The organism is Nonomuraea sp. CA-218870, from assembly GCF_050936535.1.
GTDB lineage: Bacteria > Actinomycetota > Actinomycetes > Streptosporangiales > Streptosporangiaceae > Nonomuraea > Nonomuraea corallina.
The window spans coordinates 3,155,132-3,168,132 of record NZ_JBNJMN010000001.1 but is presented as its reverse complement, the minus strand read 5'-3'; the positions used below and the strand labels follow the sequence as shown (position 1 = coordinate 3,168,132).

Annotated in this window: 15 protein-coding genes and 1 tRNA gene; 3 read left to right on the top strand and 13 right to left on the bottom strand. The window is 67.6% G+C overall.

The features are described from left to right. The first annotated feature begins 1 nt into the window (after position 1). Both ACQEUU_RS15335 and ACQEUU_RS15330 read left to right on the top strand, forming a co-directional pair. Positions 2-1,486 carry a S1 family peptidase gene (locus ACQEUU_RS15335; RefSeq protein ID WP_433066010.1) on the top strand — a complete coding sequence of 495 codons (1,485 nt, stop codon included), beginning with the start codon at positions 2-4 and terminating at the stop codon, positions 1,484-1,486. 256 nt (positions 1,487-1,742) lie between these two features. Then, positions 1,743-1,819 (top strand) — tRNA-Ile (locus tag ACQEUU_RS15330). A 320-nt stretch (positions 1,820-2,139) separates the two neighbouring features. Here ACQEUU_RS15330 and ACQEUU_RS15325 read toward each other — a convergent pair. The 12 genes from ACQEUU_RS15325 to ACQEUU_RS15270 all read right to left on the bottom strand — a co-directional run bounded on the left by ACQEUU_RS15325 (position 2,140) and on the right by ACQEUU_RS15270 (position 10,986). Beyond that, entirely contained in the window at positions 2,140-2,703 is a 564-nt protein-coding gene (locus ACQEUU_RS15325) for an SLATT domain-containing protein (protein ID WP_270156821.1), read from the bottom strand. After that, the gene (locus ACQEUU_RS15320) at positions 2,687-3,571 is read right to left on the bottom strand and encodes an SMODS domain-containing nucleotidyltransferase (RefSeq protein ID WP_270156820.1); all 885 of its coding nucleotides are present in this window, start codon (positions 3,569-3,571) and stop codon (positions 2,687-2,689) included. The genes ACQEUU_RS15325 and ACQEUU_RS15320 overlap by 17 nt, the downstream gene beginning before the upstream one ends. A gap of 167 nt (positions 3,572-3,738) precedes the next feature. Further along, positions 3,739-5,121: a tyrosine-type recombinase/integrase gene (locus tag ACQEUU_RS15315; RefSeq protein ID WP_270156819.1), complete on the bottom strand. Its 1,383-nt coding sequence runs from the start codon at positions 5,119-5,121 to the stop codon at positions 3,739-3,741. Further along, positions 5,118-5,306 carry a helix-turn-helix transcriptional regulator gene (locus ACQEUU_RS15310; RefSeq protein WP_270156818.1) on the bottom strand — a complete coding sequence of 63 codons (189 nt, stop codon included), beginning with the start codon at positions 5,304-5,306 and terminating at the stop codon, positions 5,118-5,120. Before ACQEUU_RS15310 ends, ACQEUU_RS15315 begins: the two co-directional genes overlap by 4 nt. Next, positions 5,303-6,919, bottom strand: a complete 1,617-nt coding sequence (locus ACQEUU_RS15305; protein ID WP_433066006.1) for a replication initiator — start codon at positions 6,917-6,919, stop codon at positions 5,303-5,305. Before ACQEUU_RS15305 ends, ACQEUU_RS15310 begins: the two co-directional genes overlap by 4 nt. Next, positions 6,916-7,077, bottom strand: a complete 162-nt coding sequence (locus tag ACQEUU_RS15300) for a hypothetical protein (protein ID WP_270156816.1) — start codon at positions 7,075-7,077, stop codon at positions 6,916-6,918. Before ACQEUU_RS15300 ends, ACQEUU_RS15305 begins: the two co-directional genes overlap by 4 nt. Beyond that, the gene (locus ACQEUU_RS15295; RefSeq protein WP_270156815.1) at positions 7,064-8,503 is read right to left on the bottom strand and encodes an FtsK/SpoIIIE domain-containing protein; all 1,440 of its coding nucleotides are present in this window, start codon (positions 8,501-8,503) and stop codon (positions 7,064-7,066) included. The genes ACQEUU_RS15300 and ACQEUU_RS15295 overlap by 14 nt, the downstream gene beginning before the upstream one ends. Before the next feature lie 87 nt (positions 8,504-8,590). Continuing rightward, entirely contained in the window at positions 8,591-8,920 is a 330-nt protein-coding gene (locus tag ACQEUU_RS15290) for a hypothetical protein (RefSeq protein ID WP_270156814.1), read from the bottom strand. Beyond that, entirely contained in the window at positions 8,920-9,345 is a 426-nt protein-coding gene (locus tag ACQEUU_RS15285; protein WP_270156813.1) for a plasmid replication, integration and excision activator, read from the bottom strand. Before ACQEUU_RS15285 ends, ACQEUU_RS15290 begins: the two co-directional genes overlap by 1 nt. Positions 9,346-9,468: 123 nt before the next feature. Then, positions 9,469-10,185, bottom strand: a complete 717-nt coding sequence (locus ACQEUU_RS15280; protein WP_270156812.1) for a GntR family transcriptional regulator — start codon at positions 10,183-10,185, stop codon at positions 9,469-9,471. Positions 10,186-10,276: 91 nt separating this feature from the next. Then, the gene (locus ACQEUU_RS15275; protein WP_270156811.1) at positions 10,277-10,519 is read right to left on the bottom strand and encodes a hypothetical protein; all 243 of its coding nucleotides are present in this window, start codon (positions 10,517-10,519) and stop codon (positions 10,277-10,279) included. A gap of 56 nt (positions 10,520-10,575) precedes the next feature. Further along, entirely contained in the window at positions 10,576-10,986 is a 411-nt protein-coding gene (locus ACQEUU_RS15270) for a hypothetical protein (RefSeq protein WP_270156810.1), read from the bottom strand. A gap of 121 nt (positions 10,987-11,107) precedes the next feature. On the opposite strand from ACQEUU_RS15270, the gene ACQEUU_RS15265 reads away from it, so the two are divergent. Beyond that, positions 11,108-12,325: an XRE family transcriptional regulator gene (locus ACQEUU_RS15265; RefSeq protein ID WP_270156809.1), complete on the top strand. Its 1,218-nt coding sequence runs from the start codon at positions 11,108-11,110 to the stop codon at positions 12,323-12,325. Here the strand turns inward: ACQEUU_RS15265 and ACQEUU_RS15260 are convergent. Then, positions 12,306-12,866 carry an NUDIX hydrolase gene (locus ACQEUU_RS15260; RefSeq protein ID WP_270156808.1) on the bottom strand — a complete coding sequence of 187 codons (561 nt, stop codon included), beginning with the start codon at positions 12,864-12,866 and terminating at the stop codon, positions 12,306-12,308. The genes ACQEUU_RS15265 and ACQEUU_RS15260 overlap by 20 nt on opposite strands. Positions 12,867-13,001: the final 135 nt, after the last annotated feature.

The window sequence follows — 13,001 nt, the reverse complement described above, 5'->3', positions numbered from 1 at the left end:
CATGCTCCGGACTCCGGCCACGATCGCCATCGCGATCGGCGCGTTAGTCATGACGGCCACCCCGGCCGTCGCCACCGCCACCACCCCGACCGCCGAAGCCATCCAGGCAGCCACGGCGGAACCCCCGAAGGGCGTGATCGACGCCCTCGAACGCGACCTCGGCATCAGCGAGAAGCAGGCCGTCAACCGGATGGCCAACGAGGCCCGCGGCAACCAGGCCGCGCCCGGCCTGGCCAAGCAGCTCGGCGACCGCTACGCCGGAACCTGGTTCGAAGGCGCGGAGAGCAAGCTGGTCGCCGCCAGCGTGAACCAGGCCGACACCGCCGCGATCAAGAAGGCGGGCGCAGAACCCCGCATCGTGTCCCGTACCCTCGCCCAGCTCACCGCCGTGAAGGAGGGCCTGGACAAGACGGCGCCGCCGGACACCGTGCACAGCTGGTCGGTCTCCCCCGCCGACAACGCGGTCGTCGTCCAGGCCGCCGACCAGGACGCCGCCCTGTCCTGGGCGAAGAGCGCCGGCGTGGACACCGGAGCCGTCAAGGTCGCCGCCTCGGCCGACCGGCCGAAGCCCTTCTACGAGATCCGCGGCGGCGACGCCTACTACATCTCGTCCTCGCGATGCTCCGTCGGGTTCGCCGCGCGGCGCGGCACCCAGCTCGGCTTCACCACCGCCGGCCACTGCGGCTCAACCGGCGCCTCCACCACCGGCTACAACCGCGCGGCGCAGGGCACCTTCCAGATCTCCTCGTTCCCGGGCAACGACTACGCCTGGGTCGCCACGAACGCCGACTGGACCGCCGCCGGCGTCGTCAACGGCTACTCGGCCGGCATCCTCCCGGTGCGCGGCGCGACCGTCACCCAGCCCGGCGGCGCCGTGTGCCGCTCCGGCTCCACCACCCAGTGGCGCTGCGGCACCGTCCAGGCGCTCAACAGCACCGTGAACTACCCGGAGGGCACCGTCTCCGGCCTCACCCGCACCTCGGCCTGCGCCGAGCCCGGCGACTCCGGCGGCTCCTTCATCTCCGGCGACCAGGCCCAGGGCATGACCTCCGGCGGCTCCGGCAACTGCAGCATCGGCGGCACCACGTACTTCCAGCCCATCGGCGAGATCATCTCCGTGGGCGGCCTGACCCTGGTGACCAGCGACGGCGGCGGCGACCCCGACCCGCCCACCGGCTGCCAGAACTACCAGTCCACCCACACCGGCTCGCTGTCCTCCGGCCAGAGCGCCTACCAGCCGAACGGCTCCTACTACCAGACCACGACCTCGGGCACCCACGCCGCCTGCCTGGACGCGCCTGACGGCACCGACTTCGACCTCTACCTCCAGCGGTGGAACGGCCTCTCCTGGAGCACCGTCGCCCAGGGCATCACGCCCGGCCCCGACGAGACCCTCAGCTACAACGGCAGCGCCGGCTACTACCGCTACCGCGTGCACGCCTACAGCGGTTCCGGCTCGTACACGCTGGGCTTCAACCGGCCCTGAGTCACACCCGGGACGTCGCTGGAACGGGGCTCTGAGCAGCTCCACCAGCGGCGTCCCGCCGGCCTCTCCGGCGGTCGTCGACCGTCGCCTCGTGGATCAGGCAGGACCGGCATGCCCGATCCACGTCCGCTCTGGGAAGAATGATCGTCCCCATCTCCACGAACGGGTCCCGACGTGGAATGATGTGCGAGGCATCAGACTGGGGCGGGGGCGCTCACCATGCCTTAGCCTTGTCGATACGCACAACTGAATCCCAGGGGCGGTAGCTCAGCCGGTCAGAGCATCGGACTCATAATCCGTGGGTCGTGGGTTCAAGTCCCACCCGCCCTACCACGTACGACCAGCCATCCGCGGTCTCACCTGCGGTTTCATGGTCGATCACGCTTGTCCGGACATGCAGCCGACAGCCGCCGGAAGCAGCCATATGCCACTGCTCGCGGAACATACGCGGAATGCTCACGGCCTCGTTTCCCCAGGTGGGGCCAGCGGTTTCGGAGCGCGCTACCGCAACCCTGACTCCGTCCGAGGCCGGCATGCCGCCAGCCAGCTCGGCTCCCAGGCGCTCCGCGACGACGCGATCATCAGGATCCCCGGCCCAGCCTCAGGACGATAAGCCGCTCGTCGATCCCATCGACACCGATCCTCATGCAGGCTCAATCAAGCCGTAGCGCATCAGGAAGGAACCGGTTGAGCTCCTCATTGCTGAAGGTCATGTCCTCATTGATCTGCAGGGCCCTCTGAGCAGCCCGGTACGCCTTACTGGAGGTGTCGGGAGCGAGGCGGTAGATGTACTTAAGCTCCTCAAGCAATTCGTCCCTGCGGCGCGGGATATCTACCGACCGCGGGTCGGTCTGTATATCCGTAAGCAGGTGGATGTACTTCTCACGGACGTACCAAAGCTCCTTGGCCACAGCACGATGCTGTTCGGCGGTCTTCTCAGGGTTGAAGCTCAGCTGAAAGATCGTAAAAGCGAACGCCGCCGCGGAAACGACACTGCTGACGTAAAGGAGGGTTCGCTGATCCGTGATTACCGACGTCAACAGTGTTCCCGACGTCAACGTGACCAGGACGATATTGATCCATTTCGCCCGCTCAGCTCTGGCGGACTCGATCTCGCGGGCCTTCTCATGAGTCTTATGGGAGTAGACGACCCGGCCAAAGCTCTCCCGGATCGCCTGGATGTTCGCCGCCTGGGAGAATTCAGTGCTGGAACTCATACTGGTTCCCGAAGATCTTGCGCCATTCGACGGCGGCATCAGCATCTTTGCCATCCCGCTCGTACTCACACGCCTTGGCGGCCCTTGCATAGGCGCTCTGAGCCTTGCTCAACCAGGCGTCACCGTAGTGCTTCTTCTCGTTGGTCCCAGGGATGGTGTGCCAGGCGTTCGCCTTGCCGATCAACTCGCCGAAGAAGTCCCGGACCATCCAGTCGTAGTAGTGGCTGGACTCCTTGGCGTACTTCCACCTGGACAGGAAATTCACGCTTCGGAACTCTAGAACCAAGGACTTGATGGGTACCGAGCACTGCGTCTGCCAAACCTTCATCATCATGATGAGGTTACGTGTGTTGCCCCGACTCCGAGCGTCAGAATCCTCCACGAACTTGATCTCCGCGTCATGGTCCACCTGCCGCCAAGTACCGCCATCGTGGGTGTCGGGTACCAGAAGTCCTCCGCCCTCCGCCCGCCAGGCAGGCAGGACCTCGACCTTGTGACCTGTAGAGAAATCAATGACGACCACCTGCCCGTCGCCCCCAATTTCCCTGGTGTTGGGGAAGCGCTGCCGGAACAGACCCTTGACCTCCTGCAAGAGGGCCGACTGTCCGTTGAAACTGTAAGCGTTGAAGCGGTGGTAGACAGCAGGCGGCATGAAGAAGAGCACGTCAATGTCCCGGGGCGGGCGCACGGCGGTCCCCTTGCCGTACGAGCCTATGATCATTCTTGAGGCATCGGAGTACGGGGTGCCGAAGTAGTACCCCTGCAGCTTCCTGGCGATGGCATTCGCGCTCGTTATCGCGGCGGTCTGCTGGAGTGGTGTCGCCTTGATGTTCTGCAGGAATTTGTCGAACCTACTCGCCGTACTCATAGCCCCTCCCCTTGGTTGAAGTCGAGAGTACTTGGTGGCTCCGACAAACTCAGCCTGGACAACTTGGCCCAGCTTGCGGAGGACATGCTCAGCTGAGCGGTACCGTGCCCGCACGCTAGAAGGACCCCGAGGCATCTCCCGGGGTCCTGCCATTTGCTTTGGGCACCTCACACGGCGAGCGCTTCCAAGATCCTGCGGTTGGCCATCTCGCGTTGCCCCTCGATGCACTTGGCGTAGACCCTGAGCATCACGTCGACGCCGTGCCCGGCCCGCTCCGCGGCTTCCGGTGCGTGGACCCCCGCGTTGAGCCACAACGACACGGCCGCATGCCGCAGGTCGTACGGCCGAGCCGCCAGGGGCGAGGCGACCACCTCCGGAGGGAACGCGTAGCCCCTCGCCTCCTTCCAGACCTTCGAGACTGTCGAGCCGGAGAACGCCTTGCCGCTCGCGGTCCGAAACAGGCGCCCGTCCTCGGCGACGCCGTGCGTCTTGATGTGATCGCGCAGGATCGCCACCAGCTCCGGCGGGATGGGAACCGGCCGCGTCTCTTTCTTCTCCCGATGCTTCAGGCCGCGCTCGTCGTGGGTCTCCCCCGAGTCAGTGTAGCGCTTGCTGCTCTCCGGCCGGGTCTTGGCCAGGGTGAGCAGTCCCCAGCCCTTTTCGGGCAGGTGGCAGTCCTTCTCCCGGAGGCCGGCGGCCTCACCTGGACGCAGGCCGCCGAAGTACATGGCCGCGAACATCGCCATCATCATCGGCCCGCGCGTCCGGCCGACGTAGGTAACGGCCGTCAGCAGTTGCCGCGCCTGACGAGGGTTGACGACCGAGCGCCGATCGACCTCCCCGCCCGGCTTGGCCCTGCGCAGCTTCACCCGATGGAGCGGATTTGCCGAAAGCTCTTCCCGCTCAACCGCGTACTCCAAGGCGTGATGGAACACGGCCCGCTTGCGCCGGTACGTCGAGGTGGCCGCCGCCTTACCGTCGAGGAGCAGCGCCAGGGCTTCCAGGGCCGCTCGTGCGTGCTTCGCGTCCTCTAAGGCGGTCAGGGGAAGCGAGGCCGCTTCCAACCAACGCATGGCCGCCGTGACCTCCTGCGTGGGAGCCGGGCGACGCTCCACCGGCAGGAACGCGAAGTGCCGCAGGGCTCGGCGAAGGACCTCGTCGTCAGGACGGCCGGGATGCTCCTTGGTGAGCACGAGCGTGACGCTCGTCAGCGCGTCCGTCATGCCCTCGCGGGATTTGGCCGCCGCGTGCGGCCACCAGGCGTGGACGTAGTCGACCGCGAAGGCGTACCAGGTGCGCACATCCTTCGCCTTCATCATCGAGGCCGGGAGGCCGCTCTCCAGGTCGAAGGACTCCCCCTTCTTAGCCGCCTGCCGTAGGTCCGAGAGGAAGCTCTCGGCGAGGCCCTTGGTCTTGAAAGTCACAGACTTCTCGCTCGGGCCGACGGTCCAACGCACAGTGTGGGAGACAATGCGGCGCTTCTTGCCCTCCCCCTGGGCGCGGGTGTTGGTGCGAATCTCCCAGAACTTGACCTTGTACGAGGAGGTCACGCCACCTCCCGCAGCGACTCAAGCCAGGTGGCGAACTCGCTCCGGTAGATGCGGATCTCACCGTTCGGGAGCTTGAAGCCCTCGGGGGCCTTACCGACCTCCCGCCAGCGATAGAAGGTCCGGGCGGACACGCCGAGTTCGTCGAGGATCTCGGGGACCGTCATCAGCTTGTCGTCCTTCTTCACGCCGCCCTCCCTTCAGTTGCCGAAGAATCTTGGCCGTCTGCCTCGGCTTGGAGCCGGTCGAGGTGGTTGCGCCAGCGCTGGCGCTCGTGCACCGAGCGCAGGAGCCGCACACCGATCGGGGCCAGGTCGGGATCACCGGGTTTGACCGGCCGCCAGATGTAGCGGTGGGGGTCGACCGGCTCGTCTGGCAGGCCGAGGGCTTCCAGGACCCAGGTGCGGCGGTCCTGCTTGTGCTCGGTCAGGGTCTTGTTAGACCACTTCCTTGAAACCAGGACGCGCCGCCCCGCGTAGCCGAGGTGATCGGGCTTGTGCGCCTTGCCTCTGCACCGGCCCGGGGCCATGCCGGGCTTGGCGCCCTTCGGCTGGATGCCGTACCGCAGCCAGTTCGGGCAGGCCGGCGAGCACGGCTCAAACCGCAACGCCTCCAGCAGCCGTTCGGCATGAGCCTTCCGACGAGGGTCGTCGGTGCCGAGGGCGTCCCCGAGGGACTTGGTCAGGTACTTCGACAGGTACTGGATGAGCTGGTCGGCGTCCGGGGTCCCGGCGAGCACGCTCTGAATGTCGAGCTGATCGCCGAACCGGAGCACGTGCAGGGGTTCGGCGTCCTCGTCGGCATCGAGCCGGTCTAGAGCCTGCTCCCAGGTCGGCAGCACTTCCCCCGTGGTCGGGTCGAGGTAGCCGGCCCCGTCCTCCCAGACCGGCAGGTGCTCACCCTCGAAACGCACGACATCCGACGATGGCCACCACACCTGGTGATACGTGGCCGCGATGATCTGCCGCAGCTCAGCACGGGGCAGGGTGCCGCGGATCGCCATGTGCAGATGCGGAGCGAGCCGCTTCTGAGGCTCGACGGTGGCGAAGTACTGCACGTCATAGCCCGCCACACGACGGAGGTTCTGCACGAAGCGGTCCACGAGCTTGGAGAAGTGCAGGGCGTCGCGGGCCGCCCGCGTGTAGTCGTACCGGTCCGGGTCGAGGGGCGCACCCTCGAACACCCGCCCGTAGGAGGGCAGGGTGAGCGTGACGAACATCGAGGGCCGGTAGGTCTTGCCGTCCGAGCCGGTGAAGGTCCGCCCGAGCGTGGTCTTGGTCATCTGCCGCTTGGGCAGGTCCGGGGCGTCCTGCCGCCGCTTCGTTGACCTCGTGCGCTTGCCGGAGGTGCGGCCGAGGACGTTGCCGCGCATGCCCGCAGCGTTGATCTCCTCGTCCAGCTCCACGATCGCGGCGTCCAGGTCGGTGGTGTCGCCGCCGGCCTTTTCCACCTCGTCCCGCCAGGCTTGGGCGTCGGCCCGCAGCTCGACGAGGTGGCGCTGGTAGTCGTCGGCGTTGTCGGGCAGGTTGACCGGCTCGTGGTCGAGGTGCCAGCCTTCCCGGCACTGCGCCCGCCGGAGCTGCCGGTTGCGCTTGGCGCACGGCGGGCACTTGCTCTCCAGGGTCGCCCCGCACGGCACATCGATCACGTCGGTTTGGCCGGTGAGGATGTCCTGCCGCCGCAGCGGCACCGGCCGGATGCACACGCCGTACTGCTTGGCGATCTCCTCGACGACGTCCCGGGCGAGTGGCATCGCCATCCGCACGGCGCGAGGTGTGGCCCTGTCGTTGGTGGCTGTCATTGGTCACCGCCGGAGGGCTCGGCGATCACGGTTGCCTTCTCGCCGCACTCGCGGCACTCGATGACGCCCCGGATGGGGTAGAGCCACAGCGCGTTGCGGGTGCCGCAGGCCGCGCAGGTGAGCTCGTCGAGAAGGTGGGAGATTTCAACCACGGGCATGCGCCCCCGCCCTACTGGTCGAGAAGGTGGCGACCATGGCGCGGATGTCCTCGTCGGAGACGTAGGCCGCGCGCACGCGGATCGGGTCGGGTGAGGTTTCGAGCCGGACGTAGCCGATGCCCGCGCCGAGTTCGGGAACCGGTGAGATGTGGTCGGCGAGGGCTCCACGGTCGCGTGCGCCGTCGCCGAGGACCATGTCCACCTGTTCGCTCTCGTCGAGCCGGAGCGCGATCTTGTCGGGGAACAGGTTGCGGATGTTCATAACCTCCTTGCGGGGGTCCTGCAGTGCGGCCATGACGCCGACCCCGACCGCGCGGCCCTGGGTGGTGAGCGTGGCGAGGGCCGCTTTGGTCCGCTCGCGTAGGTGCTTGTCGGACTGGTAGGCGGTCAGGAAGGCGACCTCGTCGACGACGACCAGGACGAAGGGGTCCGCCATGGTGGGGGTGTGGGAGCGCTGGTTGCCGCCGAATCGGTCGGCCCGCTCCTGCATGACCGAGACGGCGGCCTCCAGCAGGTCGGCGCATTCGGCGGGGGTGGCGGCGTAGCGGAGGCCGAACAGTGCCCGGCCGAAGGACAGCTCCATCCGCTTGGGGTCGAGCGCCCACACCTGCACCAGGCCCGCCCGCATCGCGGGAAGCAGGCCGCGGATGGCGCTCCACAGGTAGGAGCCTTTACCGGCCCCGGTGGCGCCCGCGATCAGCACATGCGTGCCGTGGACCTTGAGCCGGTACGGCGTGCCGTCCTCGCACCGGCCGATCTCGACCGGCCCCACCGAAGGCTCCTCGGGGATGGGGACGGCCGGCAACGACTCGGCGAGGGGGTCATGCCGGGGCAGGGTCAGCACGAGCAGACCAGCTCGCGCGATCGCCACCCGGCAACTTCGAGCGCCGAAGCCGTGGGCGAGGTGGTCGGCCCGGTCGGTCCAGTCCTTGACCGCCTGCCCGCCCAGCATCTTCACGGTCACCAGGTCGGCCCACGAGGTACACCGCACCTTGACCAGGCGGGGCAGGTAGTCCCGGCCGCGCAGGTGACGGCCGAGACCGGAGACGATCATCACGGGTTGCCAGTGCCGCCGGTAGACCCAGACCAGGCGCCACCAGGCCAGCAGCGGCCAGCCGACCACGCGCAGGAACGAGTCCCGCTCCAGCAGCACCCACGACAGGCCCACCGAGGGAAGGAAGCCGGTCATGACCAGGGCGACGCGCCAGCCGTAGGTCAGCGTGACGACGGCGGGGGCCACGGCGGCGGTGCAGGCGATCGGGTGCCGCCAGAGCATCCGGATCAGCCCGCGCAGCAGGCGGGCCAGCCAGATCACGATGGTGACGATGGCGGGGGTTTGCATGACGGCCGGGCGGAAGACGACGGCCGTGTCCGGAGTGGTGGAGACGAGGTTACGTGCCTCGTCTCCGGGCAGTCTTCTCAGCATTAGGCTGGAGTCCTCTCAAGCATTGGCGTGCGTGGGAGATCCGAGGGGCCGCCGGAAGTTCCCGCTTCCAGCGGCCCCGCTTGCATGTCAGGCCGCCGAGCCGTCGACCCTCGGTAGGGCGAGCTGATCGGAGTCGGCCGGCTGCTGGTCGACCAAGCGCTCGCAGTCGGCGAGGTAGCGCGAGGCGGCCTGGACGATCTGTCGGGCGATCTCGACATCCCTGGGGGTGACCGGCCCGGCCGCGGTGGTCGAGACGGTCACGTCCACGCTCGGGCTGGTGATGGCGAAGTAGGGCCGCCCGGAGTCCAGCACCGAGGCCCCGGCCCGCAGCTCGGGCGAGTAGAACGAGATGCCGACGTTGGCCGGGTTGCCGGGGCTGAGCGAGAGCGTGACGTAGGTGTAGGGGTCGCGGAGCATCAGGCCGCCACCTCCTTACCAGCACCCGTCTGCTTGCCCTGGGCGACGGAGCGGGGAGCCCGCATCGCCCTCGCTCGCAGGGAGTAGGCCAGGCGTCCGGTGGTCTGGTGAACGTACGGCGTGACCGTCATCTGCTCGAACTCGACCGGCGTGATGGGCAGGCCGGGCGCAGGCGTCGGCGGGACCGGCTGCACCGGAGCGATGATCTTCACCGCGACCGTCTTCTGGGCGAGCTTGGCAGCCGGGTCAGCGTCCATGACGGCGACCTGCCAGACCAGTTCCCCGGTGGTCTTGTCCTTGGCGAACACGGTGCGTCCGCCGGTCGAGGCGGTGAAGTCCTTGACCTGTTCCACCTCCCCCACGAGGTAGCAGCCGTGCGGGAAGACGTGCTCGAAGGCGATCGGGATGGGTCCTTGGATGGCCATGTGCGTGATTCCTTCGCTCAGGACGAGCAGCTCATGCGCTCGTCCACTTGTCCGATTGAGTTCTACTGTAAGTCTTGCCCACTCGTCCGCACAAGTAACCGAGCCAGACGAGCGGGGTAAGACTTAGCTCACCTGATAGACATCCTCAAGCTCATGCAGGTCACCAGGCAGGGCCACACTCAGCACCAGGAGCACGCTCCCCGCCGGGTCATGCACGGTCGCCAGCACGCCCAGCACCGGCGACGAGGAGCCGAGGAGTTCGGCTTCCTCCTTGGTCGGCTTCCGTGCGGTCAGGCGTTCAGTGACGTGGTCGATCCGCAGATGCTTGACCGCTTGAAGATGTTGACGGACCCCATGCCGCAGCGGATCGGGCTTGTCCAGGTCGGTGCCGAGAGCGATCTCCAAGGGGAACCACAGCGTTTCCGCCGCCGACACCCGGTCGCCCTGCCGCATGACGCGCTGACGGGCGATCACGGGGGTTCGCTCGTCGACGCCCATCAGCTTGGCGACGTGCCGGGGGGCCGGCACCCTGCTCACGCTGACGATGTTCTCGGCCCTCTCGGGATGCTCGGCCGTCGACAGGCCGGGCCGTACCCGCTCGGTCGGGCTTTCCGGGCGGCCCTTCACGAACGAGCCCCGGCCGTGCTCCCGTTCGATCCAGCCTTGCATGGCAAGGGTCTGAAGCGCCCGCACAACCGTGGTGCGGCCGACGCCGAACTCCCGGACGAGTTGCGTCTCCGAGGGCAGCATGTCGCCGGGCGCGTACTCCCCGTCCCGGATACGCTGCTGAATCGCCGTCATCACCTGGGCGTACTTCGGCGGGGCGAAGTCCATGCTCATGTTAAGCGCCCAATCACTTTTCCACTTGTCTGCATAAGCACAGTAGCGGCTAAGCGAATGCCTGTCAGGACCTCAGCCACCAGCGGGAAGGCTATTGAGCCCGCCCGGACAGCAGCGCCAGCCACACCGCCCGCGCCTCGGCCTCCCGCCAGGCATGGGTGTGCGCGACCTTCGGCTTCACCTCGTCCCCCTTGAACCGGCGGATGTAGGCCAGCCCGCCCGCCGCGCACAGCTCGTACCAGGTGTTGCGGTGCTCGTGGCAGGTCCAGGCCAGCACCCGCGACCAGGCGAACCGCCCCGGCTCGTGCCAGTCGAGCGGCTTGGCGCCCTCCATCAGGGGCGGGAGATGCGGAGATGGGCACGGCCCACCCCATGCCGGGGTCCTGTTGCTCACCGGTCGGTCCGTTCGAAGCGGACCTGCCCGGCCGCATCGAGCGTCGCGCGGAAGATGATCCGGCGGGACCAGTCGTCCGGCACGGTGCCGAAGTCGTAGACCCGGTGCGTGATCCTCCCCCACGGCCGCCGGGCCGGGTCCATCCGGCGCAGCGCCTTCCGCAGTTCGTCCATGGAGGTGGCCTGTCCGGCGCTGGTGCCGCACGGCCCGAGTTCGTCGGTCCCGTCAGCGGTGACGAAGACTTCCCACTCGAACATCTCCACGAGCACCTGGCCGCCGTCGCAGTACAGGCAGTCCTCCCGCGACGAGGTCTCCATGCCGAGCGCCACGGCGGCAACCTGCCCGCGTCGAGTGACGATCTTCCAGCCGCGCCCGTCGCACGCGGTGCACTTAACTGGTGTGGTCATGCCGGAAAGAATGGACCGCAGAGAAAATCAGTCCTATTCCCTCTGGATATATCACTGTGAGATATAGAGTTCTCAGCAGGAGCCATGCACCACCAGCCTGGGGAAACGACCGGAGGCCGGAATGCACGGGAACGCTTTCGAGCCGATCCAGATGCCCGCATGGGTGTGGGAGCGCGATGAAAGCCGCGAAATCCTGAAGAAGCGCGACATGGCGGGGTTGTTCAACCTCGCTGTCAAGTACGCCGGGGCTAGCCAGGTCCGCCTCAGCGCCGCCACCGGCATCGCCCAGGGCCGCATCAGCCAGCACATGCGCGGCCAGCGCCAGGTCAGCGACCTTGAAGTCTACGAGCGCATCGCCGCCGGCCTAGCGCTGCCCGACCACGCCCGCATGCTGCTCGGCCTGGCCCCGCTCGACATCGCCTCGCCCACTGGCGACCACGGCGACGAGCACCAGGAGCAAACCGAGGAACTCGCCACCCGCATCGAGGCCGCCGCCGCCATCGACCCCACGATGGTGATGATCCTCAACACCGACACCAACAATCTGCGCCTACTGGACCGCCGACTCGGCAGCGCCGCCATCGCCGACAAAATGCGCGCGCAAATCACCCAAATAGAACGCGCACAGCGTCATGCCGTACGGCCCGGCATACGCGCACAACTCGCCCACGTCCTCGCCCAGACCGAATCACTCGCCGGATGGCAGGCCATCAACACCGGCGCCCTCAACGACGCCTGGAACCACTACGAGAACGCCAAAGCCGCCGCCCGCGAAGCCGATGACCCGGCCGTCATTGCCCACGTCTCCGCCGAACAGGCATACGTCCTCATGGACCTGGGACAGCCCGCCCAGGCAACCGAGGTCCTCCAGTACGTGCAGGCCGTCTATCGCGACCGCATCCCCGCTCGGCTGCGTTCGTGGCTGGCGGCGGCCGAGGCCGAAGCCGCCGCGATCCTGGGCGACGAGGCGACCTGCCGGGCCGCGCTCGACCAGGCCGCCGCTCTCCTCCCGAGCGGACACAGCGACCCGGACACGCCCTACCTGTCGCTCGACATTCACCACCTCGCCCGGTGGCGCGGCAACTGCCTCGTCCGCTTCGGCGACCCCGGCACCATCGAGGACCTACGGTCAGCGCTGGCCGGCATGGACGGCACCTACAACCGCGCCGAGGCCGCCCTTCGCTGCGACCTGGGACATGCGCTGCTCGCCTTGGGCGACCCGGAGGCCGCCCAACCCCACATCCAGCGCGCGAAGCACCTGGCGACCATGACCGGCTCACGCCGGCAGCGCAAGCGCATCGACGAACTCAGCCGGCGCCTTACCCGCGCTCTCCGTTGAGCCGATCCCGAGCCGCATACAGACCCACCAGCGTTCCCGAGGTCCAGATGTCCCCCCGGGCGATCATGTCCGGGATCTCCTTCATCGGGACCCACTCGATCAGGTCCGCCTCGATCTCCCCGCTGGGTTCCTTCACCAGCTCGGCACCGCGGGCGAGGTACAGGTTGTGCTCGGAGTCGACCATGCCGGCCATCGGCTGATAGGTCACCAGGTGCTCGATCTCCTTGACCCGGTACCCGGTCTCCTCCTCCACCTCCCGGGCCGCCGTCTCCATCGGGTCCTCGCCAGCGTCGACCAGGCCGCCCGGCAGCTCCCAGCCCCACCGGTCGAACAGGAAGCGATGCCGCCACATCATCAGCACCCGCTGTTGCTCGTCGACCACCACGGCGATAGCGGCCCGGTCCAGATGCACCGCGTGATGCTCGAAGCGCTCCCCATCCGGGATCTCGACGTCCACCAGGCCGAGGCGGATCCACCGATTGTCATAAATCAGCCGCTCACCATGCACGACCCACCGCGACCGCTCTTCATTGGTAGCCACACAGCGAAGCTACCGCCCGACATCGCCGAGGTACACGGGAACTTAGACGCCATCGCAACAACCTGACCGGCTCACGCTTACGGGCGTTGCTCCCCACAGCATCACGGAAGCGCTGACACATCTGGTCCCGAAGTA

Coding starts and splice junctions, on each gene's coding strand:
- ACQEUU_RS15335 (WP_433066010.1), top strand. CDS start 2: ATGCTCCGGACTCCGGCCACGATCGCCATCGCGATCGGCGCGTTAGTC.
- ACQEUU_RS15325 (WP_270156821.1), bottom strand. CDS start 2,703: ATGAGTTCCAGCACTGAATTCTCCCAGGCGGCGAACATCCAGGCGATC.
- ACQEUU_RS15320 (WP_270156820.1), bottom strand. CDS start 3,571: ATGAGTACGGCGAGTAGGTTCGACAAATTCCTGCAGAACATCAAGGCG.
- ACQEUU_RS15305 (WP_433066006.1), bottom strand. CDS start 6,919: ATGACAGCCACCAACGACAGGGCCACACCTCGCGCCGTGCGGATGGCG.
- ACQEUU_RS15300 (WP_270156816.1), bottom strand. CDS start 7,077: ATGCCCGTGGTTGAAATCTCCCACCTTCTCGACGAGCTCACCTGCGCG.
- ACQEUU_RS15295 (WP_270156815.1), bottom strand. CDS start 8,503: ATGCTGAGAAGACTGCCCGGAGACGAGGCACGTAACCTCGTCTCCACC.
- ACQEUU_RS15290 (WP_270156814.1), bottom strand. CDS start 8,920: ATGCTCCGCGACCCCTACACCTACGTCACGCTCTCGCTCAGCCCCGGC.
- ACQEUU_RS15285 (WP_270156813.1), bottom strand. CDS start 9,345: ATGGCCATCCAAGGACCCATCCCGATCGCCTTCGAGCACGTCTTCCCG.
- ACQEUU_RS15280 (WP_270156812.1), bottom strand. CDS start 10,185: ATGAGCATGGACTTCGCCCCGCCGAAGTACGCCCAGGTGATGACGGCG.
- ACQEUU_RS15275 (WP_270156811.1), bottom strand. CDS start 10,519: ATGGAGGGCGCCAAGCCGCTCGACTGGCACGAGCCGGGGCGGTTCGCC.
- ACQEUU_RS15270 (WP_270156810.1), bottom strand. CDS start 10,986: ATGACCACACCAGTTAAGTGCACCGCGTGCGACGGGCGCGGCTGGAAG.
- ACQEUU_RS15265 (WP_270156809.1), top strand. CDS start 11,108: ATGCACGGGAACGCTTTCGAGCCGATCCAGATGCCCGCATGGGTGTGG.